The following is a 22,340-nucleotide window of genomic DNA, read 5'->3' on the forward strand; positions in this document are numbered from 1 at the left end:
TGACTTGGCACAGCTGTCACTGATCCAGCCCAGCCCGCTCCCGCAGCGCCTCCCACAGTCCCATCTCGTCCACGAGCAGGCGCAGCAGCAGCTGCGGCGGCATCTCGCGCGCGAACTTCAGGACGGCGGCGTTGCCTTCGTCCACGCTCCACTGTGCATCTTCCACGATCCGGAGCATGCCAGCGGTGTTGAGGAAGTCCATCTTCGTGTTCGCTGCAGCGATGGACTGTGCCTTCTCGTCATCGAGCGCCTCCGCGAACAGGCCCTGGGCGAAGCCGACCTTGTACTCGTCCCGCGCTTCGAGGTCACCGAAGTACTTGTTGACCTTCTCGATGATGGCGGCGTGGCTGGAGCGTTCGCGTTCGCGGATCTGCGCCATACCGGCTTCGGTGATGCCGGAGAGCCCGTCGGCCTCCCCGCTGCGCAGCTGGAGCTGCTCGTCGCGGAGCTTCTCGAGCTTGTAGTGGGTGAGGACGATGTCGCTGACGTCCACGTCGACCTTCTCCACCGTGTCGTCGGAGAAGTCGCGGAGTTTGCGGGCGAGGAGGTCGGCGAACACGCTGAACTTCTCGTACCGCGGGTCCCCGAAGTTGAGGATCTGGGAGAAGAACGCGTAGCTGGTGACGTACTGGCGCAGCGTGGAGCGGAAGTCGATGAGTTCGTCGCGGGCCTTGGTGTCGCCGTCGTAGATGGCGTCCTGCCAGCGTTTGGCGAACCGGTCCACGGCCTGGTCGAGCGGCCCGGACAGGCCCGCGGGCTTCGCGCCGGCCTTCGTCCACGTCACCCACACCTGTTCCACTTCGGACTGGGTGTAGATGCCGGTGGAGTCGAGCTTCATCAGCATGTTGGCTACGAGTTCCGGGTCGGAGCTGCGTTCGATGCGGGCGTCCTCGTAGTACTCCTGGAACGCTTCTTCGATGCGGTCGGCCTGGTCCACGAAGTCCAGCACGTACGTGTTGTTCTTGCCCGGCATGGTGCGGTTGAGGCGTGACAGGGTCTGCACGGCGGTGATGCCGGAGAGTTCCTTGTCGATGTACATCGCGACCAGCAGCGGCTGATCGAACCCGGTCTGGTACTTGTTCGCCACGATGAGGACGTGCTCGCCGGGCTCGGCGAAGACTTTCGCGAGGTCGCGGCCTTTGAGGCGCGGGTTCATGGAATGTTCGGTCACCGTCGGCCGCTCCACCCCGGGGACGGGTTTGACGTCCGGGTCGGGCACCTCGCCGGAGAAGGCGACGAGGGCCTGCAGGTCGTGTCCTTCGGCTTCGCTGACCTTCTGGAAGTGGCGGGCGTACTCCACGGCTGCGGCGCGGGACTTCGTCACAACCATTGCTTTGGCGCGGCCGCCGAGTTCATGGCGCACCACGCCGTTGAAGTGCCGGATGATTTCGCGGACCTTCTGGTCGATGTTGGTGGGGTGCAGTTCCACGGCCTTGATGTAGGCGCGGGTGCCGGAGCGGATGTCGATCTCGTCGTCGAGGTCCTCCTCGCCTTTGCGGGCGATGCGGGCGGCCAGTTCGTAGGAGGTGTAGTTCTTGAGGACGTCGAGGATGAAGCCCTCTTCGATGGCCTGCTTCATCGGGTAGAGGTCGAACGGCTGCTCTTTCTCGTCCGGTGAGGGTTTGCGGCCGAACAGTTCGAGGGTTTTCGCTTTGGGGGTGGCGGTGAAGGCGAAGAAGGAGATGCGGCCGTAGTCGTCCACGGACGCCGCCATCCGGGTGAGGGCTTCCTGGTCGGAGTCGGCGTCCGCTTCGTCGCCGACGGGTGCCCCGTCGGCCTTCTGCTCCCCGGAGTAGAGGAGCTGTTTGAGGGCGGAGGAGGCGGAGCCGGTCTGGGAGGAGTGTGCTTCGTCGGCGATGACGGCGAAGGTGCGGCCGGCGAGCTGGCCATCACTGTCCTTCATCTTCGCGAGGGCGTAGGGGAAGGTCTGGAGGGTGACGCCGATGATGGGGACGCCGCGGATGAGGGCGTCGGTGAGCTGGTCGGTTTTGGACCCGTCGGCGCGGGTGATGGCTTCGAAGGTGCCGGTGGTGGTGACGAGCTGGTCGACTGCGTCCTGGAGCTGCCGGTCGAGGACCTGCCGGTCGGCGATGACGATGACGGAGTCGAACACTTTGTCGCCGCCCGGGGTGTGGAGGGAGGCGAGCCGGTGCGCCGTCCAGGCGATGGAGTCGGTTTTGCCGGACCCGGCGGAGTGCTGGATGAGGTATTTGTGGCCGGGGCCTTCACGGCGGGCGGCGTGGACGAGGGCGTTGACGGCGCGCCACTGGTGGAAGCGGGGGAAGCGGATCTGGCTGCTGGTGATGCGGTCCCCGGTGGCGGGGTCGGTGCGTTCCTGGTGATTGACGTAGATGAACTTCGCGAGGACGGTCAGCCAGGCGTCGCGGTCGAGGACGTCCTCCCAGAAGTAGTGGGTGCGGTGCCCGGTGGGGTTGGGCGGGTTGCCGGCGCCGTTGTTGTGGCCGGTGTCGAAGGGGAGGAAGTAGGTGGAGGGGCCGTCGAGCCGGGTGGTCATGGCGATGGCGGTGTCGCTGACGGCGAAGTGGACGAGGGCGCCGCGCAGCGCGGTGAGGAGGGGTTCGCGGTCGGGCCTGCGGTCGGTGCGGTACTGCTGTTTGGCGGCTTCGAGGCTCTGGGTGAAGCCGGTCTTCAGTTCGATGGTGGCGGTGGGGATGCCGTTGGTGAACAGGACGAGGTCGATGCGGTCGGTCTTGGTGGTGGAGTAGACGACTTCTTGGACCACGCGGAGGCGGTTGCGCTGGTAGCGCTCGGTGAGGCGGGGGTTGCGGTCGTCGGCGGGCGGCATCTGCATCATGGTGAAGGGCCGACGGGCTCCGGGGTAGGAGAATCCCTTCCGGAGCACGTTGAGGGTGCCGCCGCCGTGGGCTTCGGGCATGGCGAGAACGCGGACGAGCCGGTCGAGGATCTTCTCTTCGGCTTTCTTGCGGGCGTCGCCGGTGAGGTCGGCGGGCACGATCCGCTCGTAGTTCTCCGGGTCGGACTCGGAGAGCCAGGCGAGGACGTCTGCGGGGAAGAGGGCGCGTTCTTTGTCGTAGCCCTGGGTGTTCGGGGAGTGCAGCCAGCCGTGGTTCTCCAGGTGGGTGGCGATCTCCTGCTGGAACGCTTTTTCTTTGGCGAGGTCGGTGGCGCTCACTTCTGCTCCTCGATGTCGTCCTGCAGCTGTTCCACTGCGGGGCGGTTCTTCTTCGTGACGTCGATCTGGCCCGTGACTGCGGCGGTGATCAGCGCGGCGCGACGCTCCTTGGCGAGGGTGATGGCGCGGGTGATGTCCTCGAGTTCGGCGGCACAGATTCGATCGGTCGTCTTTTGACGTTTGATGAATTCGCGTTGCTGCTCAACTGAGGGAACTGGGAAGCGGAAACTCCGGAGCAGAGTGACGTTTGTGGAAGCAAGGTTTGTGGACTGGCGCGCGGTTTGGTCGAAGTACACCCGCGCTCGTTGACCTTCCAACACGTATGTGAGGTATTCCGGTTCGAGGGTCTCTTTACAGCGAACGGCGAAAACATGGTTCTGATGCAACATTGGAGCGATATGGCCCGGCCAAATTGCTCCACGGCCGAGCTTGTCGCGATCGCCGCCTTCGGTGACGAGGACATCGCCTTCGCGCAATGTGACCGCTTGCGCCACATTCGCGGGGACTGCCACAGTCTTGATCTCATCTAAGTCCAGGGAGCCATCCTGCACGTTTGCTACCCGTAAATATGGGTAGTCGGAGAGGTCTTTGTTCGCGTAGTTTGTACCGAGAGTGAGGCCGGCCTGGATGACAGCGTGTACCTTGAGAGGGGTCAGAGTGCTGGCAAGCGAGAGGTCCGACAATTGCTCGTTTAGCGCCGCCCAACGCCGTTCTACCGTCAGTGTCTGCAGCGTCTTCAGATCTTTAACGAACTCATCGATCTCGGCGGTCTCGTGGTCGAGGTAGTCGGCGATCCCGGTCTGCGTCGAGTGTGGCGGGACTGGGATCGTCAGTTCACCCAGATCTGCTGAAGTAACACTCGGCAGAGCTGTATTTGTCGACAACAGCCCGAACGGAATTGTCTGCGACCAGTAGGCCAGGTATTTAGGATGAAGACGTCGGTCGCGAGGCCTTGCGAAGTAGGCCGTGTCCACGTGCCAGAACTTGCCAGACACATATGTTGGTCGATCAACGGTGCCCTTGCGACCGAAAAGAACACCTTCGCCATGCCTCAGAGCGACACTCGAACGCGCAAACTCGCCTCCGGAGCCGAAAACCGGGAAGCACCCGTCGGGATCTTCGACCTTAGAGTGGTCGATACCGGGCAAAAACTCGACCAAATGCGAAAGGCGGGCCACAGGCCAGACGTCGCTCACCCCTTCACCTCCTCGAGGCGGGCGCGGATGCGGCCGAGGACTTCGTCGAGCTCAGCGTCGATCTCCTCCAGGGGTCGCGGCGGCACATACTCATAGAAGTGCCGGGTGAACGGGATCTCCGCACCCTCCTTCGTCTTCGAATGGTCGATCCACGCATCCGGCACCCACGGCTTCACCTCGCGCTCCAGGTACTCCTCAACGTCCTGGTCCCACGGCACGTTCTCCGTGTCCCGCAGATCCGCCGACGGCTCCGGCTTGCCCGCCTTCATCACGAGCTCACCCTCATCGTCATGCTCACCCAGAGCACCCAGAACAGCCTTCAGCTGCGCCGCCGTCAGCTTCAACCCCGCGGCATCCGCGATCTCACTGACCCGCTTCGAGAACTCCGCGCGCGACGTCGACAGCGCACCAGCATCAGCCGCACCCGCCTCGGTCAGGCCCTCACGGAACTTCTCCAGCAGGGACCCGTCGGCCTTCGCCAACTGGCGCAGAGCCAGCACCCGCTCAACCCGATCGGGCCCGAACCCATAGTTCAGCCGCAGCGGGCGCTCCACCGTGATCGTCCGGTAGAGGAAGTCCTCGATGCGGAATATCTTCGAATGCTTCGACTCCTCAAACGCATCGAACAGGCGCGTCAGCTCAGCAATATGCGCCGCACTCAGCTGCCGGCGCTTCGACCCGATCGACTTGCGCATCTTCTCGAACATGCCCGTGGCATCGATGAGCTGCACCTTCCCGCGGCGCTCCCGCGGTTTGTCCTTGTTGAGCAGCCACACGTAGGTTGCGATCCCCGTGTTGTAGAACATGTCCGTGGGCAGGGCAACGATCGCCTCTAGATAATCCTGCTCCAGCACCCACTTGCGGATATTCGACTCACCACTGCCGGCACCACCGGTGAACAGAGGAGAGCCGTTCAGCACGATCGCACCCCGCCCAGCCGACGCGTTCGGATCCCCCGGCTGCGGCTCCCGCAGCTTCGAAATCAGGTGCAGAAGGAACAGCGTGGACCCGTCGGACACGCGCGGCAGACCGGGCCCGAACCGGCCATCGAAGCCCCGCACCGCGTGCTCCTCCTCCACCACCTTCCGGGACTGCTTCCAGTCCACACCGAACGGCGGGTTCGACAGCGCGAAGTGGAACGTGCGGCCACGGAACGCCGGCTGCGTGAGGGTATTGCCGAGAACAATGTTGTCGATCGGCTGACCCTTCACCACCATGTCCGCCTTGCAGATCGCGTACGACGCCGGATTGATCTCCTGCCCATACAGCGACACCTCAGCGGTCGGGTTCTCCGCCCGGATCTTCTCATCCGCCATCGTCAGCATCCCGCCCGTGCCCACGGTCGGGTCATAGATCTCCCGCGCCACATGGTCCTTCCCCAGATCCGGGGCGTGCGCCAGCAGCAGCGTCACCATCAGGTCAATGACATCGCGCGGCGTGAAATGCTCACCCGCCGTCTCGTTCGACGCCTCCGCGAACTTCCGGATCAGCTCCTCGAAGATGTGCCCCATCTTCTCGTTCGAGACAACCTTCGGGTGCAGGTCCACCTTCGCGAAATGCTGAAGCACCTGCAGAAGCAGGTCATGCTGAGCCAGCTCGATGATGCGATCCTCGAACGCGTACTTCTCGAAGATCTCCCGCACGTTCTGACTGAACGAGTTCACGTAGTCCCGAAGGTTCTCCTCCAGGTTGTCCGGATCGCCCTGCAGCGACTTCAGATCATGCCGGGACCGGTTATGGAACGAGAAGTCATGGCCAGCGCGGGCACGCAGCATCGCCGCCGGCGGCTCCGGATCCCACTCGCCGTCACCCAGCACCTCCAGCACCTTCGCCTTCGTCGGCGCCAGTACCGAATCCAGACGCGACAGCACCGTGAACGGCAGGATCACATCCCCGTACTGGTGCTGCTTGTACGTGCCGCGGAGGATGTCCGCCGCGGACCAGATGAACTGCGCGTGATTGAACGACACGGGAAAGAGCTCGCTTCCTTGCGGTGACCAAGAGAAGGGGGCGTCAGGAATGCTTGCTCGTTCGCCCCGAAGGTACACCGCAAGGATAGGGGGTCCCCCGTCTTGCCGTGAGGGTTGCTGCCTGGTGTGCTATCAGTGAGCGGATGCTGTCGGTCACTGACATTCATTGGGATCTCAGTGAGATCGAACTCGGCTTCAGTGAGACGATGCGAGGTCTCAGTGAGGCCGCAGTCACTCTCACTGAGCTTCGAGAGCGCCTCACTGAGGAAAATCTTCTCTCAGTGACATAAGATGGAGCCATGGACACTGCACAGGTGCAGCAACGCGTCGACCGCGCACGCGCGCGCTCCTCTGATGACAGCGCTGTCGAGATCAAGGCATCTGCGAAAAACTTGCCCAAGAGCGTCTGGGAGTCCATCTCCGCATTCGCGAACACCAGCGGCGGCCTGATCGTCCTTGGGCTCAGCGAGGACGATGGTTTCACGCAGGCCGACGGTTTCGACCCCTCCAAGGTGGTCAATCAACTCCAAGCGGGGCTGGGAACCGAAGCGCCTAAGGTTCAGCCGGTGCCCAACTACGAGTTGGATGTCATTGACATTGACGGTGGTCAGACTACTGTCGTTGCAGTCCAGATCAGCCGCCTCGACGTGCATCAGGACCTGCCCGGTCCGTGCTTCGTCATCGATAAGGGAATTCAACGTGGCAGCTTTCGTCGCGAGCATGACAGCGACCGTCGACTGTCGCCCTACGAAATCCATCAGATCGGGGAGAGGTGGCAACGTCCAATCGTCGATCGGCAGGCGGTGACCGGGCGCGCCGTCGCCGACTTCGATGAAGAGGCAGTTGAGCGACTGATCAGCCGCCTGGAAAAAGAGAACTCGCGTGCCATCAGTGGAGTGTCAACCACTGCCGAACGCCTAGTAAGGCTCAATGCCGTTACCGCAGGTGGTGAGCCAACTATGGCCGGTTGGCTGACACTGGCCGGATATCCCCAGCAGGAGTTTCCGCAACTGTTCATTGACGTAGCGGTTCATCCGGGAGGAACGAAGTCGAGTGATGCCGAAGTTCGCACAGTAGATCGGCGAATCTGCGACGGACGGATCCCTGACATGATCTCCGACGCTGTTCAGGTCTGCCTGAGGCATCTGTCAGTCCGCACCACCATCGACGGTGTCGAGGGAAGAAATGAATACGAGATCCCCGAGGAAGTTCTGCGAGAGGCGTTCACCAACGCGGTCATGCATAGGGACTACAGCAGCGCCGTGCTCGGGCAACAGGTAGCTGTTGACCTTTTTCGCGACCGGATCGAGATCACCAACCCTGGAGGGCTCTGGGGTGATCGTACAGTCGAGAACATTGCCGACGGTCGATCCACCGCCCGCAACGAGGCCCTGGTGCAGCTCCTTATGCGCGTGCCCATGCGGTCAGGCGGAGTTGTCGCCGAGAACCTTGGGTCGGGTGTCCCACGTATGAACGCCGCCATGCGGGAACACGGGCTCCTCGAACCACAGTTCCGGGCAGAGCCCGGGTTGACCTCGGTGACTATCTTTCGGCATGGCTTCCATACAACCGAGTTCCGGAGTTGGCTCGGCACCCGTGAAACCGATGGATTAGGTCGCGACCATATCCGCCTCCTCGCCTATCTCTTCCGGAATGAGAAGGTGAGTGTTTCTGAAGCACGTCACGCACTGCACCTTGACTCCGATGATGTTCGCGTAGTCTTGAAGGATTTGGTGGCACGGGGGGTTGTATCCGAGCGGGAGCCGGGACTGTTCGGGATCAACGTCCGGGCCAGGGCTTCGCTGACCGTCACTGAGCAACTCGTGTTCGACGAGATGCATAGCGATCAACCCAGGACGATTGCCCAGCTGGCCCAAGCAACGGGTAAGACAGCGGTCCAGCTACGGCCCGTCCTTCGGTCCTTGGTGGAAAGTGGCCACATCGTAGCGACGGCTCCGCCAACGTCCCGTAACCGTGCATATTTGCGGGCTTGAGTCCGCCGCAGTTCGTCAGCGCGCCGAAGCGACCAGCGGTTTCACCATGAACAGGCACGGGTTGTCCTCGCCCCACAGGTCCGTCTCCTCCAGTGGCAGGAACCCGATCTTCTCGTAGAAGCGGCGGGTCTTTGCGTAGCCTTCGTCGGGGTGCGACGCGCCGAGCGTCTTCACCTCCAGCAGCGCCACGCCCCGCTCCCGGGCGTCGACCTCGATCGCGGCCATCAGCGCGGTGCCGACGCCGCACCCCAGGTGGTCCCGGTCCACCGCCATGAAGTGCACCTCTGCGACATGCTCGAAGTGGCGGTCGATGAGGGCCACGCCGATGACGGCCCCGTCGGCCCGCACCGTCCACGTCTCCTTGGTCTCGGCGGCGTCGATGTACTCCTGGTTCGCGTCCGACAGGCCGAACCATTCCGGCAGGGTGGCGATGATCCGCCGAACATCGTCGGGGACGGGCCGGCTGCGCTGCGCAGTCCACTGGGGCATGCGGGGCTCCTTCGTCGAGGGTGGTCCTGTTGATCGTGAGGCCCCGTCGGCCGGGAGGCAACTGATTTTCGGGGGCCGACGGATGCACGCCCGCAATGGCCGATGCGGACTGTGCGCGGGCGGTAAGATCACCTCGGAAGATTTCAAGAAATGGCACCAAGATCCCGACCACTATGTGGTTGAGGATCCGGGCCGGAATCGGAGTCATGGTGATGACAATGTGGAGAATCCGGAGTGAGTGACGAGTTTGAGAATTGGTCGCCGTTCATGGCTGGCCGCTATTGGACCTTTGAAAAGGTGATGGATGCTCTTCGGGCGAATCCGGATCCTGTGGAGCCGGACGGTTGGACGGATTTCCTTTTCGACAGTCTCTCGAACAAGGTCGTTGAGGATCGTGTGGCGATGGCGACCATGATCCTGGATCACGGTGCTGATCCGTCCGTCATTTCGAGGGACGGTGACCGGATCAATTGTTTGCATGTGCTGTTCACGTCCGGTAGCCGGGTGCATGATCCGGCGTTAGAGGCTCCATTGTTGGAACGCCTGCTCGACGGCGGGGCCAGCATGACGCTGCGGTCGCCACGGTTCGGGACGCCTTTCGAGATGATGACGAAGGTCGTTGCGGCAGAGGAATTGCTGTATCCATTCTATGATGTGGTGTTCGCTCGTCCCGATATTGATATGGGTGTGGTGATCGATCCGCCGACGGGAAAGACTCTGGCGCAGAAGCTTCTATCGCCCTTGCGACGGGGTCGGGGACGGATGGAATGCGCCCGGCGTGCGCAGGACTACATCAAGAAGCACGGTCTGCAGGAAGCAGCCGGCGTGAGCGATGAGGACCTGGAAAGGACGCTCAATGAGTGAACCCGTCGAATCCAACTCCAGTGCTGGTGCGTGCGTCCCGCCGAAGTTCCGGGCCTGACACGACGCCGCTGACCCCGTCGGCCTGCGCCCGCTCTCGCCGCCCGGCCGGTCCCCGTCGGCCAGGTCCGGGCCGCCACGAGCCCGGACCACGTGACCTCGGGGTGACAGGCGGGTTGCAATCCGATCACGGCGCCGGCCCCGCGCCCGGATCCGCGGCGCCCGCCGCGCCGTCCGCCCGCAACGGTGTGCGCGCAGCGAACTGGGCGGCCGTGATCATCGCCTACATCGTCCTGTTCATCGTGGTCGGCGGCATCGGCACCTCCGTCCTCAAGGACCGCGCCGAGCACTGACCCCGTCGGCCGGGTGAGCTCACCCCGCCCACCCGGCCCGCCCACGCTCGGCGGGCGCAGAGCGGCACCCCGTTGTCTATATCGACCTGGTGTGCCGCTATACGCCAATGCTCGCCCTCCCGCTCCGGCCCGGCCGGACGTGGGCGCCCCTCGGCTGCCGCCCGCGCAGCCGTTGGACCCCTCCAGGCGCCTCCAGAAGCCCCGCGGCCGTCCCCCGACCCATACCGACGTGTTCTGTGCCCGATTCGGGCCCTTCACGGCCTTTTGAGGGGCGTGTTCCAGCCGCCGATCGGGTAGAATCGTGCAGGTTGAGAATCGGGACGCGCCCTGTGCGGCCCTCCAGGGCCCCGTCGGGAAAACGCGGGCCCGCCAGGAAAAGGGGCCCCGTGGGGACACCGCCCGCGCGCCCGCCCGTGCAGAGCGCCCGATCCTTGCACGCGACCAGAAGGAGCTGTTGCGCCAGTGAGCGAGAACACCGCACCCACCCCCGCCGATGCACCCCACTACGAAGCGTCGGACATCACGGTCCTCGAGGGCCTCGAGGCGGTGCGCAAGCGCCCCGGCATGTACATCGGCTCCACCGGTGAGCGCGGCCTCCACCACCTCGTCTACGAGATCGTGGACAACTCCGTGGACGAGCACCTCGCCGGCCACGGCTCCTCCATCGAGGTGACGATCCAGGCCGACGGCTCCGTGCGCGTGGTCGACCACGCCCGCGGCATCCCCGTGGACATGCACCCCACCGAGAACAAGCCCGCCGTGGAGCTGGTGCTGACTGTGCTGCATGCCGGCGGCAAGTTCGGCGGCGGCGGCTACGCCGTCTCCGGTGGCCTGCACGGCGTGGGCTCCTCCGTGGTGAACGCCCTGTCCACCCGCCTCGAAGTGGAGATCCGCCGCCAGGGGCACGTGTGGCGCCAGGCCTACGAGCGGGGCGTGCCGACGGGCCCCCTCGACAAGGGGGAGGAGACCGACGAGACCGGCTCCACCCTCACCTTCTGGCCGGACCCGGAGATCTTCGAAACGGTCGAGTTCGACTTCGAAACCCTCCGCAAGCGCTTCCAGCAGATGGCGTTCCTCAACAAGGGCCTGCAGATCTCCCTGACCGATGAGCGCGTCCAGGAGGAGGACGAGGACGAGGAGCACCTCGGCGACCTCGACAACCTCAAGTCCGATGACCCCAAGGACGTGGACGGCATCGAATCCGATGCCGAGCAGCCCGCGGAGCAGAAGGACGCCTCCGCGCCGCGCGTGGTGGTGTACCGCTACGACAACGGCATCATGGACTTCGTCGCCTTCATCAACAAGCAGAAGCGCGCGGAGACCATCCACCCCGAGATCATGTCCTTCGAAGCGGAGGACACCGCGGAGACGATCTCCGTGGAGATCGCGATGCAGTGGACCACCGCGTACAGCGAATCCATCCACACCTACGCGAACACCATCAACACGCACGAGGGCGGCACCCACGAGGAGGGCTTCCGCTCCGCCCTCACCGGCGCCGTGAACCGCTACGCCCGCTCTGCCGGCCTGATGAAGGAGAAGGAGCCGAACCTCACTGGTGAGGACATCCGCGAAGGCCTCACCGCCGTCATCTCCGTGAAGCTCGGCGAGCCGCAGTTCGAAGGCCAGACCAAGACGAAGCTCGGCAACACCATCGCCCGCACGTACGTGTCGAAGGTGATGACCGAGCACCTCGGCGACTGGCTGAACATGCACCCGAACGAGGCGAAGGACGTGGTGAAGAAGGCCCAGTCCGCCGCCGCCGCGCGCGAAGCCGCCCGCAAGGCCCGCGACGCCACCCGCCGCAAGTCCCCGCTGGAGACCGGCGGCATGCCCGGCAAGCTGCGCGACTGCTCCGGCCGCAACCCCGCCGAGTCCGAGATCTTCATCGTGGAGGGCGACTCCGCCGGCGGCTCCGCAGTGCAGGGACGCGACCCGCGCACGCAGGCGATCCTGCCGATCCGCGGCAAGATCCTCAACGTGGAGAAGGCCCGCCTGGACCGCGCCCTCGACAACGCCGAGGTCCGCTCCCTCATCACCGCGTTCGGCACCGGCATCGGCGAGGACTTCGACCCGCACAAGCTGCGGTACCACAAGATCATCCTCATGGCCGACGCCGACGTGGACGGCCAGCACATCTGCACCCTGCTGCTGACCCTCCTGTTCCGCTACATGCGGCCCCTCATCGAACTGGGCCACGTGTTCATCGCGATGCCGCCGCTGTACCGCCTGAAGTGGTCCAACGCCCCCCACGAATACGTGTTCAGCGACGAGGAGCGCGACCAGCGCCTCACCGAGGGCCGCGCCGCCGGTAAGCGCATGCCGAAGGACAACGGCATCCAGCGCTACAAGGGCCTCGGCGAGATGGACTGGCGCGAGCTGCAGACCACCACCATGGACCGCGATGAGCGCTCCCTCAAGCAGGTGACCGTGGACGAAGCCGCCGACGCCGACGCCATCTTCTCGGTGCTCATGGGCGATGACGTCGAAGCGCGCCGTCGCTTCATCCAGGAGAACGCAAAGGACGTGCGCTTCCTCGACATCTGATGGCAGGCCGACGGGATCCGCAGCGCCCCGGCGCACGGCGGCCTCCGTCGGCCCCCGAACGGCAGACGACGAGACTGAGCGCAGATGGAGAAGCACAGAACAATGAGCGATGACGAACTGAACGGCGCAGCCGGCACCGGCCCCCAGGGCGAGGACACCAACGCCGAGGGCGCCGCGGACCGCGGCCCGCTGACCGCCCCCGACTCCCTCGAGGTGACCACCACGGAGAGCACCGACATCGACCCCGTCGACGCGGGCGACCAGCTCGTCCAGGTGGACCTCAACAAGGAGATGCAGCGCTCCTACCTCGACTACGCCATGAGCGTGATCGTGGGGCGCGCCCTCCCGGACGTCCGCGACGGCATGAAGCCCGTGCACCGCCGCATCACCTACGCGATGTACGACGGCGGCTACCGCCCCGAACGCTCCTTCTCCAAGTGCGCGAAGGTCGTGGGCGATGTGATGGGCAACTACCACCCGCACGGCGACTCCGCGATCTACGACGCCATGGTCCGCCTCGTGCAGCCGTGGTCAATGCGCTACCCGCTGATCCTCGGCCAGGGCAACTTCGGCTCCGCCGGCGACGACGGCGCCGCCGCACCCCGATACACGGAGTGCAAGATGGCGCCGCTGGCGATGGAGATGGTCCGCGACATCAACGAAGACACCGTTGATATGCAGGGCAACTACGACAACACCATCGACGAGCCCACCATCCTGCCCGCCCGGTTCCCGAACCTGCTCGCCAACGGCTCCTCCGGCATCGCCGTCGGCATGGCGACGAACATTCCGCCGCACAACCTGCGCGAAGTCGCCGACGCCGTCCACTGGCTGCTCACCAACCCCGAAGCCACCAAGGAAGAGCTGCTCGAGGCGTGCCTGGAGCGCATCAAGGGCCCCGACTTCCCCGGCGGAGCCACCATCGTGGGCACCAAGGGCATCGAGGAGGCGTACCGCACCGGCCGCGGCTCCATCACGCAGCGCGCCGTGGTCAGCACCGAGGAGATCAACGGCCGCCTCGCCCTCGTGGTCACCGAACTGCCGTACCTGGTGAACCCCGACAACCTCGCCCGCAAGATCGCTGACCTGGTGAAGCTGGGCCGCCTGCAGGGCATCTCCGACATCACCGACGAGACCTCCGGCAAGACCGGTCAGCGCCTCGTGCTGACCCTGAAGCGGGACGCCGTCGCGAAGGTGGTCCTCAACAACCTGTTCAAGCAGACCCAGCTGCAGGAGAACTTCTCCGCGAACATGCTGGCGCTGGTGGGCGGAGTGCCCCGCACCCTCTCGATCGACTCCTTCATCCGCGAATGGGTGAAGCACCAGATCGAGGTCATCGTGCGCCGCACCCGCTTCCGCCTGAAGAAGGCGGAGGAGCAGATCCACATCTACCGCGGCTACCTCAAGGCCCTCGACGACCTCGACCGCGTGATCGACACGATCCGCCGCTCCCCGGACGCCGACCAGGCCCGCACCGCGCTGATGGAGCTGCTGGACATCGACGAGATCCAGGCGAACGCCATCCTCGCCCTCCAGCTGCGCCGCCTCGCCGCGCTGGAGCGCCAGAAGATCATGGAGGAGCACGACCGCCTCGCCGCCCTCATCGAGGAGTACCAGGCGATCCTCGCGTCCGAGGAGCGTCAGCGGGAGATCGTGGGCGAGGAGCTCAGCGAGATCGTGGACCGCTACGGCGACGACCGCCGCACCGAGATCCTGCCGTTCGGCGGCGACATGTCGATGGAGGACCTCATCCCCGAGGAGGACGTGGTCGTCACCATCACCAAGGGCGGCTGGGTGAAGCGCACCCGCACCGACCAGTACCGGGCGCAGAAGCGCGGCGGCAAGGGCGTGCGCGGCGCGTCCCTGCGCGCCGACGACGTGGTGGACCACTTCTTCACCACCACCACGCACCGGTGGATCCTGTTCTTCACCAACCTGGGCCGCGTGTACCGCATCAAGGCGTACGAACTGCCGGAGGCCGCCCGCGACGGCAAGGGCCAGCACATCGCGAACCTGCTGGAGTTCCAGCCGGAGGAGACGATCGCGTCCGTCCTGGTCATCTCCGACTACGACGAAGCGGACTACCTCATCCTCGCCACCCGCTCCGGTGTGGTGAAGAAGACCGCCATGAGCCAGTTCGACTCGAACCGCTCCGCCGGGCTCATTGCCATCAACCTCCGCGAGGTGGAGGGGGCCGACGGGTCCACCGCCATGGACGAGGTCGTGGCGGCGCGCGCCGTCAACGCGGACGACCACCTGATGCTGGTGTCCCGCAACGGCCAGTCCGTGCGGTTCCCCGCCTCGGACGACGTGCTGCGACCCCTCGGCCGCGTCACCGGCGGCGTGACCGGCATGAAGTTCCGCGACGACGATGAGCTGCTCGCCATGGACGTGGTGCATCCCGGCACGTACGTGTTCACAGTGACCGACTCCGGGTTCGCGAAGCGCTCCCCGGTGGATGAGTACCGGGTGCAGGGCCGCGCCGGCCTCGGCATCAAGGTGGCGAAGCTGCCGAACAACCGCGGCCACCTCGTGGGCGCCGCGGTTGTGGAGGAGGATGACGAGGTCCTCGTGCTGATGGAGAAGGGCCGCGTGGTCCGCTCCCGCGTGGACGGCGTGCCGGCGAAGGGCCGCGACACGATGGGCGTGGTGTTCGCCAAGCCCGACCAGGGCGACCGGATCACCCTCGTGAACGTCTTCGCCGAGAGTGAGGACGAGGACGAGGTCGATGAGGCGGAGAAGCCCGACCTGACCGACGCCGACGCCACCGACAGCGCTGCCGAGACCGACGCCTGACCGCGCGGTGAGTACAGCAGGCCGGGCCGGATCGCATAGGCTCATCCCGAACACACTCGACATGAGGAGAACTGCGTGAACACGACGGACAGCACCACCCCCCGCGGCTCCAGCAGTCCGGGCGGCTCCAGCAGTTCGGGCAGCTCCGGCGCGGCCGCGGCCGCCGGGTCCGACACCCGCGAAGGCGTGACCCAGAAGCTCTCGAAGGTGCGCGACGCCGTCGCCGGTCCGAAGGGCACGTCCCGCTCCCCGCGGCCGACGGGTTCCGGCGCGGCCGGATCCGCGTCGAGCGCGAACCCTGCCGGCGCGAAGGGCGCTGCCGGCGGCGCCGCGAAGCGGAACCCGCGCCGTGTTCGCCTGACCCTGGCGCGTCTGGATCCGTGGAGCGTCATGAAGCTGTCGTTCCTCATCGCGATCGCCGTGGGCGTGGCGACCGTCATCGCCACTGCCGTGCTGTGGATGATGGTCGACGCGATCGGCCTCTGGGATCAGATCAACGAGATCGGGTCGACCATCAGTGAGGACGGGAAGCCGCTGAAGTTCCTCGAGTACTTCCAGTTCGGCAAGATGCTGTCCTACGCGACGCTGTTCTCGATCGTCAACGTCGTCATCATCACCGCGCTGGGCACGCTGTGCGCGTTCCTCTACAACATCGTGGCGGCGCTGCTCGGCGGTCTGAAGGTCACCTTCACCGACAGCTGAGCTGTGGCGCGGGGGGCGGCGGTGCCCGTCGGCGCGGTTCGCTACCCCGTTCGCGGGCACGGTGCGCTCGCAGCCCCGCTCGTCGGCACGGTGCCGCCGCCGCGCCGTCACCGAGCGGCCACTCACCTGTGGCATGCCTGACACTCCCCGCACATGGTTTGGCCGTGGGGGCGGGGCGGGGTAGAGTTATTCGTCGGTAGGCGATGAGTTTCCGAACGATTCGCACCACCCGGATACGGGCCTATAGCTCAGTTGGTTAGAGCGCTGTCCTGATAAGACAGAGGTCACTGGTTCAAATCCAGTTAGGCCCACTCTCGGAAACGGAGGATCTGATGAAGGTTCTGAAGTGGACACTCGGCCTGGCGGCCGTCGCAGCAGCTGGTGTTGTTGCTTGGCGTCAGAGCGAAGCCGCTCGACTCGAAGAGGATCTGTGGGCTGAGGCTGAGGTCAAGACCTCGCCTTCCACCCGTGACTGAGGTCAGCTAGGCTGACACCACCCTCGGGGGTATGGCGCAATTGGTAGCGCACCTGCTTTGCAAGCAGGGGGTTAGGGGTTCGAGTCCCCTTACCTCCACCAGATCAGACGTAGTAGAACACTGACATCGGTTGATGTGGGTGCGAGGGCGGCGAACGGCTCGTTGAGCTGGATCGCCGCTTTTTCGTCTTCGGTGATGAGGATGCGTTGGTAGAAGGCTTGGTTGGCGAGCCGCTTGCCCAGGTCGTCGGTGCGCTCGTACATCTGGGCGCAGTCGGCGAGGAGTCGTAGGGCGGTGGCGAGGTGTTGGCGGGGGCCTTCGTGGTCGTGCCGCTCGGCGTCCAGCCGTTTGGTGACGTCAGTCAGGGCGATGCGGATTCGGTCTTGGTGTCGTTTCAGGGTCGGTAGGTCGATGGCGTCGGCGAAGTGGGCTTCGAGGAGCTTGTCTGCTTCGGCTTCGAGCCGGTGCTTGATGGCGGTGAGGTCGTCGATGGTCTGGGACCGTTCAGCCATGCGCTCATCGAAGGCCGCCTCGACTCTCTGCGCGAGCTGTGCGTAGGTGTGTTCGGTGATGGCGATGTTCTGGTAGCAGTCGGCGACGAGTTGTTCGGCGATGCCGACGGGCACGGCCTTCCTCGTGCAGCGGGTGCGTTTGGTGGCTCGGCCGGTGCAGATGTAGTAGGCGTAGCGGATGCCTTGTTTGTTGCGGGCGTAGTCGAGTTGCAGCCGGGCGTTGCAGGTGCCGCAGTACAGGGTGCCCTTGAGGTAGTGGTCGTATTTGCGGCGGCGTTCTCCGGCGGTGGCGCGGGTGTCCAGGAGGGTCTGGACCTGCTGCCACGTCTCTGCATCGACGATGGGTTCGTGGGCGCCGGGATGGAGGGCGCCTTGGTAGCGGACCTGCCCGATGTAGTACGGGTTGCGCAAGAGTTTGAAGAACGTGGACCGCCCCACCGGCCCCGACGGCCGCTTCGGCGTGGGGACCGTGGTGAGGCCTCGTGCGGTGGCTTCGGCCAGCAGGTCGGGGACGGTGTGCTCGCCTTTGGCGTAGGTGTCGAAGACCCAGCGGATGAGGGGTGCGCGGTCGGGGTCGATCTCAACCGTGCGGTACTCCCGGCCCTGCTCGTCGCGTTTGCGGATGTTGCGGTAGCCGATGGGTGCTTTGGATGGGGTGCCGCCTGCGGCGACTTTTTGGGTCATGCCTTTGGTGACTTCGGCGGCGAGGTTGCGGGAGTAGAACTCTGCGATGGAGGACATGATGCCGTGGAGCAGCATGCCGGAGGGGGTCTCATCAATGTTCTCGGTGGCGGAGACCAGCTGGACGCCGGCGTCGATGAGGTGGCGGTGGATGTCGACGTCATCGAGCCGGTTGCGGGCCAGCCGGTCGACCTTGTGCACGATGCAGTAGGTGACCTGATGGGTGGTGATGTAGTCCAGCAGCTGCTGCAACCCCGGACGCTTCGCCGACCGGGCTGACTCACCTGCGTCAACGAACTCCGCGACCACCTGCGCGCCAAGGGTTTCGGCTTTGCGGCGGTTCGCCTCCCGTTGCGCGGGGATGGAGAATCCCTCGTCTCGGCCGCCGGTAGTGGCTTGTTCCTTGGTGGAGACCCGCTGATAGGTCACCGCCGTCACCCGCCCCTCACCCGTGATCGTTGGTGCCTGTGTGTCGGGGGTGGTCATGGGCATCTTCTCTCGTTGTCGAGCTTGCATCGGGTTCGGGCTGCGGGGTCTGGGCGTGGAGACAATCGGCCAGGTGCAGCACCAGCGCGACCATCCGGTCCATGTCCGGCTCGCCCCGGGGCACGGGTTCGGCGATCAATCGGCGCCCGGTGGGTGTGGTGCGTGCATACCTCATGCCCCACAGGTGGACACCCCACCCCAGTACCCACGGGGACGGTCGGGGTGCTGACGGTTCCGGAAAATGTCCGGCACCGTCGCTTCCACTTGAGCCGGGCAGGGCGGTGCCGGGTGGGGTGGTTCACGGCGGGGGAAAATTTCCCCAGCCGTCCAACCCCACCCGATGACGCATAATCCGAGCCGCGCCACGGCGCCTCGCGTAACAGTTGAGCCCAATGGAGGCTCACCAGCCAGGTGCGCACCGCGCCCCAGATCGAGCATCGTGGCGGTGACTTCCACGACTACTACCGCGCGACAGTGGCGGGAGTCCAGCAGTTCAGCCATGGATGAGCGGATCACCGTCTGATCTGCGCGTTTTCCGGTCATCGTCGGTGGCGGGAAGGGGTTGTCCGCACCACAAGCAACCGGTCAGGTCGTCTGCTGTCTGTCGGGTCTGCTGCCGGTATTCGGTCCGATACGCGGTTGGGGTGACGCCCATGGTCTTGGCGAACTGCTCCGCCGCATGGCCTCGATTCCTCCACCCCACCCGGACCCCGATCTGATCGACCGTCATATCCGACTCCCGCAACAGCCGTGCCATCTCCCGGACCCGCAACCGAGCCAGCAGCATGATCGGCGGGACGCCGAACTGCTCCACGAACAGGCCCCCGAGCCGTGACCGCGACAGGTGTGCATCCTGTGCGAGTTCGGCCAAGGTCCACCGGTGAGCGAGATCGGCCCGCATCCGGATGACCGTGTCACGGATCTCTGTCCTGGCAGGGTCGAGGCCAGAGCGCTCTGTGGCCGTCATCGGGGCAGCTCGCTTCGCTGTCCACAGCACGGGCATTTCAGGCTTGCTCGTTGGGTCGCGGTGAGTCGGTACGCGGATGGACTGACCCCGATGATGGCGGTGAACTGTCGTGCGGCGTGGCCGCGGCTGCGCCACCCGACCCGTGTCATGGCGACACCGATCGGAAGGTCGGTTTCGACCAGGAGCTCGGCCAGTCTGTGGGCTCGAACGTGAGCCAGGTACTGGATGGGCGGCATCCCGAAGCTTTGGCTGAAGGCCCTGCCCAGTTGTGACGTGGACAGGTGCACGAGGTCGGCAAGGTCACGAAGTCGCCAATCCCGTCCGGGGTCTTGAGCGAGGAGCCGTGCTGCATGGTGTGCGGCTGTCTCGGTCGGGCACGCATGGCTGGGGGTGGTCTCGTCAGGGCAGACTCGCCACGAGGGGTCGATGCTCATCGCCGCCGCCTTCCTGAGGACGACTGCGTGCGGCGGGACGGTGGCGAGGAGCCCGTGGTCTTGAACAAGTTCACCCATGCCTCGACGGGCAGGTCCTTCGGCAGTCCGGCAGCGGTCATACCGTGGCCCCTCAACCATGCCTGTGCCGCCTGTGGTGAGCCGAGTGCGGTGGTGCGTGCGAGGATCTGGGCGAGCCCGCGGCCGGGACCGGTGTAGACGCGGTGGACCAAGGCGTGGAACTGGCGCCGCCGTGCCGGGGGCACCAGCGGGTGTTCGCGGCGGTGAAGGGTGAGGATTCCGCCGTCGACTCCCGGACGTGGGGTGAACGCGCGGGCTGGAACACGACTGTGCAGCGTGAAGGTGAACCAGGGCGCCCATTGTGCGGTCATCATCGTGGCACCGCCAACTCCTGCTCTGCGCCGCGCGACTTCCCATTGCACGAGCACGATTGCATCGGTCCATGCGGGTGCGTGCAGGATGCGTCGCAGTATGGCTGTGGTCTGGTGAAATGGCAGGTTGCCGACGAGCACATGCGCAGACGTGGGAAGTCGGTAGGTCAGGAAGTCGTCGGCGACAACCTCCACGTGCGGTGGGAGTCGTTGGGTCAAGCGTCGGGCGAGTCGGGTGTCGATCTCGACGGCTGTCACCGGTCGCCCAAGCCGGGCTAGCGGGGTGGTGAGTGCTCCGTCACCGGGGCCGATCTCGATGATCGGGCCCTCGGTGGTGGCCACGAGCCGCGTGATCGTGGCGATAGTGGATGGGTCAGTCAGGAAGTTCTGGCCGTGCTCATGACGGCCACCTCGATAGGTAGGCACTGTTTGCTCCTTGGTTGTTGCGGAGCCGGGCACGCTGAAAGAGCCGCCCGGCCGTGATCACCGGGGGCGGGAGCAACAACCTGTGGAGGGTGCTCGCCGCCGTCAGCGGCTGCGCAGACGCAGCGAAGCAGTGCCGTAGAACAACATGCCCACCAGCGTAGGCGACCCCACCGCCACTCCGCGACCCATTACCCCGTCCATGCGACAAAGACGCGGAGATCTGTATCAGCACAGGCCAGAACCGGTGCACAGACTCTCCGTGCCCGACGGGCCTCCACACGGCAACCGAGAGACCCACAGAGCTTCCACGCGTCTTGCAGATGAGGGCGAGCGACGGCATCGACGCTGCACCGAGCACCAGTGGAAGTGTCTTCGCCTGGCTGGAGCCGACCGGCTGACACCCCGATCTGCAAGAGGCGTGGCAGCTGGGCGTCGGCTCACGGCACTAGCCTGGCTCAGACTTGAGGAAGTGCGCCGGTCCATACTGTGACAGCGACCATCGGCCCGCTTGCCACTCTGGGGCACTTGTTCCGTTCCCGTCGATTCGGACCCAGCGCAGATCTGTCTGATGTCGCTCGGCATTGACGGTCAGTCTGACGTCAGTGTGCGCGACTGCTGCCGCCACGTGGCGGACCCGGAGGATCTCCCACTCTTCAAGTCTCAACTCTTGATACAGGAGCTTTGCCTCTTCGGCGAGTTGACCGACGGGTCGCTGCGTGGGGCCAAACTGCATGAAGTGTTGGCCCATTGGGCCCCATTGGCGTCTACTCCAGCGTTCGAGAAAGTCCGTGCAGGCGGCGACTAGTTCCGAGGGCTGATCGCTGAACGATTCCTTCTCGTGTTCATGGGGTTCCCATTGGTCAAGTCTGGTCTTGTCCGCTTGTACGTCACGCCAATGTGCCAGCGCCTCGCGAAACGTTGGGCCGGGCTCAACCGGGGCTGCTTGGCGTCTCCGGGAGTCGGCCCAGTCGGCGACTGCGAATAGCCTGTTCCATGCCTTTGTTGCGACGACTTCATTGTTGTAGTGCACCAGTGTTCCGTGCATGATCCCGTTGCGGGCTAGTTCGGTGGTTTCATCCACGCTCGTCTTGTAGTGGCCCTTGATGAATGACTGGTGGGCGTGGCTAAGGCCGAGGTGGTGCCCAACGACGCTGTCCCAAGCAACCATGTCCTCGGGTGACCGTGCATGCAACCCCTTGCGTTGGGCGGTGTCCAAGTCGTTGACGAACCCATCCATAACTGAGAGTAAAACGAGAACGGTGCTGTAGAAACGACCTGATTCATAGTCAACCAGGGCCTTCTGCAGCAAGGGGATGCGCGGCCGCATCTCGTCGAATCGGTTGAGTCGGCGAAGCGGGAATGAAATTCTATCCTGCGTTTGGTAATACTCGATGAGCCGCTGCTCAGCAGTCTCAGGGTCTTGAGCTGAGATGATTTCAGCGATGGCTTCTAGATTTAGGTCGCCAGTGAAGACCCAGTTGCGGGGACCCAGTAGGGCATAGAACGCGTCGACAGTATCGGTGATCCGCCGATACTCTCTTTGGAGGCGCTTGAGTTCCTTTCGCTGGTCTCGTGGCAGCAGGAATCCCAGCAGTCTGAACGCAGCCATCTGCTGCTCCAACTCCCTGACTGAGGGGAGATCGCGTGCAGACCCGTAGGGGGTTGCCGGTGGATGGTCCGTCATGTCGATAACGCTAGCGGTGAGCGCAGGCAACCGTGACGGACCGCACTCCTCCGGTTCGTGGACGCGCGACACACGTCATCGCGTTTTCACCCACACCGTGCCTCGATGGACTTCGAAGCGTTTCGCAACAGCAGTGGCACTCTGACCGTCGCTCCGGGCGGTTCGGATCGCGTCCACTTCCTCCAGCGTCAGGCTCCACCGCATCACAAGAGGGCGTGGTCAT

17 protein-coding genes and 2 tRNA genes are annotated in these 22,340 nt (G+C 65.0%); 10 read left to right on the forward strand and 9 right to left on the reverse strand.

The window, feature by feature from the left end; all coding sequences use genetic code 11:
- Positions 1 to 16: 16 nt before the first annotated feature.
- The 3 genes from R3I40_RS10425 to R3I40_RS10435 are packed head-to-tail and all read right to left on the reverse strand — an operon-like array spanning position 17 to position 6,320.
- Positions 17 to 3,154 carry a type I restriction endonuclease subunit R gene (locus tag R3I40_RS10425; RefSeq protein WP_285261712.1) on the reverse strand — a complete coding sequence of 1,046 codons (3,138 nt, stop codon included), beginning with the start codon at positions 3,152 to 3,154 and terminating at the stop codon, positions 17 to 19.
- The gene (locus R3I40_RS10430) at positions 3,151 to 4,350 is read right to left on the reverse strand and encodes a restriction endonuclease subunit S (RefSeq protein ID WP_285261711.1); all 1,200 of its coding nucleotides are present in this window, start codon (positions 4,348 to 4,350) and stop codon (positions 3,151 to 3,153) included. Before R3I40_RS10430 ends, R3I40_RS10425 begins: the two co-directional genes overlap by 4 nt.
- Entirely contained in the window at positions 4,347 to 6,320 is a 1,974-nt protein-coding gene (locus R3I40_RS10435) for a type I restriction-modification system subunit M (protein ID WP_285261710.1), read from the reverse strand. Before R3I40_RS10435 ends, R3I40_RS10430 begins: the two co-directional genes overlap by 4 nt.
- A 299-nt stretch (positions 6,321 to 6,619) precedes the next feature.
- Here R3I40_RS10435 and R3I40_RS10440 point away from each other — a divergent pair, with 299 nt between their 5' ends.
- A complete protein-coding gene (locus tag R3I40_RS10440) occupies positions 6,620 to 8,314 on the forward strand; it encodes an ATP-binding protein (RefSeq protein ID WP_285261709.1) in 1,695 nt (564 codons plus the stop codon).
- Between the two features lie 15 nt (positions 8,315 to 8,329).
- Here R3I40_RS10440 and R3I40_RS10445 read toward each other — a convergent pair whose 3' ends face one another.
- On the reverse strand, positions 8,330 to 8,803 hold the full coding sequence (locus tag R3I40_RS10445) for a GNAT family N-acetyltransferase (protein WP_285261708.1): 474 nt from the start codon (positions 8,801 to 8,803) through the stop codon (positions 8,330 to 8,332).
- Positions 8,804 to 8,885: 82 nt separating this feature from the next.
- Between R3I40_RS10445 and R3I40_RS11600 the strand changes: the two genes are divergently transcribed.
- From R3I40_RS11600 to R3I40_RS10485, 9 genes are all read left to right on the forward strand, one after another.
- Positions 8,886 to 9,041 (forward strand): GH-E family nuclease, encoded by a 156-nt coding sequence (locus tag R3I40_RS11600; RefSeq protein ID WP_183377274.1) that lies wholly within the window; start codon positions 8,886 to 8,888, stop codon positions 9,039 to 9,041.
- On the forward strand, positions 9,038 to 9,667 hold the full coding sequence (locus R3I40_RS10450) for an ankyrin repeat domain-containing protein (protein WP_239375950.1): 630 nt from the start codon (positions 9,038 to 9,040) through the stop codon (positions 9,665 to 9,667). Before R3I40_RS11600 ends, R3I40_RS10450 begins: the two co-directional genes overlap by 4 nt.
- A gap of 173 nt (positions 9,668 to 9,840) precedes the next feature.
- Entirely contained in the window at positions 9,841 to 10,017 is a 177-nt protein-coding gene (locus R3I40_RS10455) for a hypothetical protein (RefSeq protein ID WP_285261707.1), read from the forward strand.
- A 462-nt stretch (positions 10,018 to 10,479) separates the two neighbouring features.
- On the forward strand, positions 10,480 to 12,564 hold the full coding sequence (gene gyrB / locus R3I40_RS10460) for a DNA topoisomerase (ATP-hydrolyzing) subunit B (RefSeq protein WP_183377277.1): 2,085 nt from the start codon (positions 10,480 to 10,482) through the stop codon (positions 12,562 to 12,564).
- A 102-nt stretch (positions 12,565 to 12,666) separates the two neighbouring features.
- Entirely contained in the window at positions 12,667 to 15,360 is a 2,694-nt protein-coding gene (gene gyrA, locus R3I40_RS10465; RefSeq protein WP_285261706.1) for a DNA gyrase subunit A, read from the forward strand.
- Between the two features lie 75 nt (positions 15,361 to 15,435).
- Positions 15,436 to 16,062: a DUF3566 domain-containing protein gene (locus R3I40_RS10470; protein ID WP_259922194.1), complete on the forward strand. Its 627-nt coding sequence runs from the start codon at positions 15,436 to 15,438 to the stop codon at positions 16,060 to 16,062.
- A 237-nt stretch (positions 16,063 to 16,299) separates the two neighbouring features.
- Positions 16,300 to 16,373, forward strand: a tRNA-Ile gene (locus R3I40_RS10475).
- Between the two features lie 21 nt (positions 16,374 to 16,394).
- Positions 16,395 to 16,538, forward strand: coding sequence for a DLW-39 family protein (locus R3I40_RS10480; RefSeq protein WP_239375941.1), 144 nt, complete (start codon positions 16,395 to 16,397; stop codon positions 16,536 to 16,538).
- A 25-nt stretch (positions 16,539 to 16,563) separates the two neighbouring features.
- Positions 16,564 to 16,639, forward strand: a tRNA-Ala gene (locus R3I40_RS10485).
- On the opposite strand, the gene R3I40_RS10490 is transcribed toward R3I40_RS10485, so the two are convergent.
- From R3I40_RS10490 to R3I40_RS10505, 5 genes are all read right to left on the reverse strand, one after another.
- Positions 16,628 to 18,217 carry a recombinase family protein gene (locus R3I40_RS10490; protein WP_285261705.1) on the reverse strand — a complete coding sequence of 530 codons (1,590 nt, stop codon included), beginning with the start codon at positions 18,215 to 18,217 and terminating at the stop codon, positions 16,628 to 16,630. The genes R3I40_RS10485 and R3I40_RS10490 overlap by 12 nt on opposite strands.
- 493 nt (positions 18,218 to 18,710) lie before the next feature.
- Positions 18,711 to 19,184, reverse strand: a complete 474-nt coding sequence (locus R3I40_RS10495) for a helix-turn-helix domain-containing protein (RefSeq protein ID WP_285261704.1) — start codon at positions 19,182 to 19,184, stop codon at positions 18,711 to 18,713.
- A complete protein-coding gene (locus tag R3I40_RS11605; protein WP_396349473.1) occupies positions 19,181 to 19,696 on the reverse strand; it encodes a helix-turn-helix transcriptional regulator in 516 nt (171 codons plus the stop codon). The genes R3I40_RS10495 and R3I40_RS11605 overlap by 4 nt, the downstream gene beginning before the upstream one ends.
- Positions 19,615 to 20,433 carry a 23S ribosomal RNA methyltransferase Erm gene (gene erm / locus R3I40_RS10500; protein ID WP_285261703.1) on the reverse strand — a complete coding sequence of 273 codons (819 nt, stop codon included), beginning with the start codon at positions 20,431 to 20,433 and terminating at the stop codon, positions 19,615 to 19,617. The genes R3I40_RS11605 and erm overlap by 82 nt, the downstream gene beginning before the upstream one ends.
- A gap of 445 nt (positions 20,434 to 20,878) precedes the next feature.
- Entirely contained in the window at positions 20,879 to 22,042 is a 1,164-nt protein-coding gene (locus R3I40_RS10505; protein WP_285261702.1) for a hypothetical protein, read from the reverse strand.
- Positions 22,043 to 22,340 lie beyond the last annotated feature (298 nt).

The sequence above is a fragment of the Helcobacillus massiliensis genome (genome assembly GCF_033106145.1).
Taxonomy (GTDB): Bacteria; Actinomycetota; Actinomycetes; order Actinomycetales; family Dermabacteraceae; genus Helcobacillus; species Helcobacillus massiliensis.